The organism is Candidatus Woesearchaeota archaeon, from assembly GCA_016214075.1.
Classification (GTDB): domain Archaea; phylum Nanobdellota; class Nanobdellia; order Woesearchaeales; family DSVV01; genus JACRPI01.
Genome location: JACRPI010000034.1, coordinates 1 through 3272, shown reverse-complemented (window position 1 = coordinate 3272; position 3272 = coordinate 1). Strand labels below are relative to the sequence as shown.

Genomic DNA, 3272 nt, shown 5'->3' with positions numbered 1-3272 from the left:
TTTTATGAAAAATCGGCGCAAAACCTTGCTCTTTAGAGCGATGATGTAGCGCCGAGATTCCGCAAGCGCCGATTCTACATCCCACGGAAGCGCCACCGCTCGTTTGCGAGCCGTAAAACCAATGCCTTTAGGCATTGGATAGGCGAGCAATAACGTAAGTGGCGCTTCCGTGTTATTTACTGAACAACTATTTGCTTTTTATTTTTTGAATCGCCTTGCAGTCCTTGAGAATCCCTATGTATTTTTTTATTTTTTTATTATTAAAAAGTCTGATAGAAAACAAACGAGTATGAATATAAAATAATAATAATAATAATAATAATAAGAAAAAAAGAAAGAATTAATTTTTCTTTCTCAACAAGACCGCGATCATTGTCACAACAACGATCAACAATAATACGCCCACTAACGCTAACAATGCAATAGTGCCAAATCCTTCATCTGCTTTCGCGGTTGGTTTGACTGTTGCTGTTGTCGCGTATGATGGAACACTTGTTGTTGTTGTGCTTGTAATCACTTCAACAGATTCAGAAGGAGTTTCTTCTTCAGCTTCTTCATCATCGCTTGCTGTACTTGTTGAACTGCTTGTTGTACTTGAGCCAGTTGAGCTGCTTGAGGTACTTGAAGTGCTGGATGTGCTTGAACTGGATGAAGTATCTTCTTCAGTTTCGTCCAAAGCATCACAATTGTCTTCTTTCTCTTCAATCATGTACTCATAGCACTCGATGTCATCGTAAAGTTCTTGAATGTCGTCTTCGAGATCTTTAAGATCTTCATCGACATCGTCTTCATCAACATCTTCGTCATCCCAATCATCATTGTCAATGTCATCAAAGTCATTATCAAGATCATCCCAGTCATTATCAAGATCATCAACGTCATCTTTAAGATCATCAAGGTCATCGAGAAGATCGTCAAGTTCATCTTCTGCGTCGTTCTGATCTCTACTATCGTCATCGTCAACTGCATCTTGGTAGTTTTCGATTTCATCTTCAATATCATTTTCTATGTCATCAAGATCATCTTGTGTTGCGTCAACTTCTTCTGTAAACTTGTCTATTTCGAAAAGAAGTTCTTCAATGTCTGTTCCTGAAACACTAACGGAAACACTCGCTGTTCCTGTTTCAGAAGTAGCATCTGTTACTGTTACTGTAAATGTCTGTGTTCCAATCTGGCTTGTCGTTGGTGTCCAACTAATAGCTCCTGTACTGGAACTGATGGTCATCCCCGTAACACCAGAGACTGCATAGGACGCGATTGTTCCACTATCTGCGGAATCTGATCCTGTTGCGGTACAAGTGTACGCTGTGCCCACTGTTGCAGTTGTTGCACAATCTGTTGTGACTGTTGGTGCTGTCGCAAAGACTACTGCCAATGCTAAAACAAACACCAAAAGCGCGCTAAGCAAAAATTTCTTCATATTCCTAACCCCCATTATAGTATACTATTAGGTATAAGAGAGTAAGCATCTACGGTTTTTAAAGGTTTTGGTCTGTAATCACTCCCCAATGGAAACCTATATAAGGACTACATTTCTCCATGTTTGTATAGTTTTTGATGAATATTGATACGGGATAGAAATTGCAAAAGTTATATTTGGAGGGGTTATATATGAAATCAAAGAATAGCGTTTATTGTTTTTTAGTGCTTGTCCTCTTACTGGGCATGGCAACAGTGACTGATTTATTGGTTTACACCACATACGGTCCTGAATTTTTCATGACTGCATTATTTGTTCTTGTGACACTTCTTGTGTTGAGTATATTCTTGTTTTCCAGCACATTGGGAAGCCTTTTTAGTGTTGGTGTGTTTTCCATTACGATACTGACTGGATTATTCTCTTTCCAACGCTTGTTTCCAGAACAGCTCTGGCTTCTCGCACTATTGCTTGTTGTTGGGATCTTCGGATTTATTGGCACATTGCTTGCATGCACCAGTTCTAGCGCATGTAAAAAAGAGAAATGCTCTAGCGGAACTTGCGGTGAAATGAAAACCGCTCCTGTTGCGCCTGCTATGCAATTTCCTTTCAAACCACTGAAGAAACAAAAAGGAGTTGATGTTTCCACGTATGATGTTGAAACACCTGAAATGCAATCTCTCGCGCTCATGGAATCCCTTGAAGCAATGAAAAACGCGGAAAAGGAAACCCTTGGAGACGATGAGTTTGTGGAACTTGACGACATCGAAAAAATGATGACGACAAAACGCGCTCCCGCTAAAAAGTTGAATGGTAAAAAGAAAAGCAAGAAATAAATTCTTGCACTTTTTTCTTCTTTTTTATGACCCCTCCACCTTCTTATGCTTATAGTCCGTTTGATATAAAGGACGCATCTAGTGTTTTCTTGTACTCTGGAATCTTAGGTAAATATCAAGATGAAAGAATTCTGCACAAGAACATCGCTGATTCACAACGAGCAGAAAGATGGGTTCCTATATCTGGTCCTTTCTCTGATCATGCGGATCATGTTCTTGATTATGGGACCAGGACTGTTTTGCGAGGAGAAGCACTGGAGGAATTTGTTCTTCGGCAACTTGTAAAAAGAAAACTTGTTATTCAAGAAGGAAATGATTATTATTTTGCACCGCTTGTGATCGAAAGAGTTGTTGAGAAATATAGAGTTTGGTTTCATTAGATTGTTTTTTCTTCTTTCCAAACTATAATAATTAAGAGAATTGCAGCGACTGTTATTGCGCTATCTGCAACATTAAAGATTGGCCAGATTTGTACATTGATGAAATCCGTCACTGTGCCATACTGCAAACGATCAATAAGATTTCCTGCTGTTCCTCCAAGGATTAACGCTGCTGCTATTCGATATTGAAGCGGTATTTTTTTGTAAAAAATAAATATTCCGATGATGACAAGAACCGCAATAATCGTGAGCAGGAAAGAGTAGTTTGTCAGCATACTAAAACTCGCGCCAGTATTTGTCGCGTGCGTGAAATACAATATGTTTGGAATGATTTCAATAGAGGTTCCTTCTTTTATTTGTGTTCTGATCAGAATTTTTGTGATTTGGTCTAACAAGAAGATTAAAACAGAGATAAGAAAGAACATGCTTGTGGGTAATGACCAGTTGTATTTCATTCTCTTTGCTGAATGGATGTGTTTTATAAGGATTGTTGTTCTTGGACATTGTCATCTCTTCGTCATCTGCATTTTTGCTCTCCATCTTATGAGATCAAGAAGCTTGTTCTGTCCTAAATGGAGATCAATCTCTGCTGCTTCAGCAGGAGTTTTCCCTTTGAGTTGTTGATGTGGATTAACAAAG

Annotated in this window: 4 protein-coding genes; 2 read left to right on the top strand and 2 right to left on the bottom strand. The window is 38.9% G+C overall.

The annotated features are described in order from the left end of the window. Positions 1-340: 340 nt before the first annotated feature. A complete protein-coding gene (locus HZC31_06500; GenBank protein MBI5003011.1) occupies positions 341-1435 on the bottom strand; it encodes a putative Ig domain-containing protein in 1095 nt (364 codons plus the stop codon). A gap of 176 nt (positions 1436-1611) precedes the next feature. Between HZC31_06500 and HZC31_06495 the strand changes: the two genes are divergently transcribed. Continuing rightward, positions 1612-2253, top strand: a complete 642-nt coding sequence (locus HZC31_06495) for a hypothetical protein (GenBank protein ID MBI5003010.1) — start codon at positions 1612-1614, stop codon at positions 2251-2253. Between the two features lie 26 nt (positions 2254-2279). Next, complete coding sequence (locus HZC31_06490) at positions 2280-2633, top strand: hypothetical protein (GenBank protein ID MBI5003009.1); 354 nt, start codon at positions 2280-2282, stop codon at positions 2631-2633. Here HZC31_06490 and lspA read toward each other — a convergent pair. Then, positions 2630-3088, bottom strand: a complete 459-nt coding sequence (lspA, locus tag HZC31_06485; GenBank protein ID MBI5003008.1) for a signal peptidase II — start codon at positions 3086-3088, stop codon at positions 2630-2632. The genes HZC31_06490 and lspA overlap by 4 nt on opposite strands. Positions 3089-3272: the final 184 nt, after the last annotated feature.

Coding starts and splice junctions, on each gene's coding strand:
- HZC31_06495 (MBI5003010.1), top strand. CDS start 1,612: ATGAAATCAAAGAATAGCGTTTATTGTTTTTTAGTGCTTGTCCTCTTA.
- lspA (MBI5003008.1), bottom strand. CDS start 3,088: ATGAAATACAACTGGTCATTACCCACAAGCATGTTCTTTCTTATCTCT.
- HZC31_06490 (MBI5003009.1), top strand. CDS start 2,280: ATGACCCCTCCACCTTCTTATGCTTATAGTCCGTTTGATATAAAGGAC.
- HZC31_06500 (MBI5003011.1), bottom strand. CDS start 1,435: ATGGGGGTTAGGAATATGAAGAAATTTTTGCTTAGCGCGCTTTTGGTG.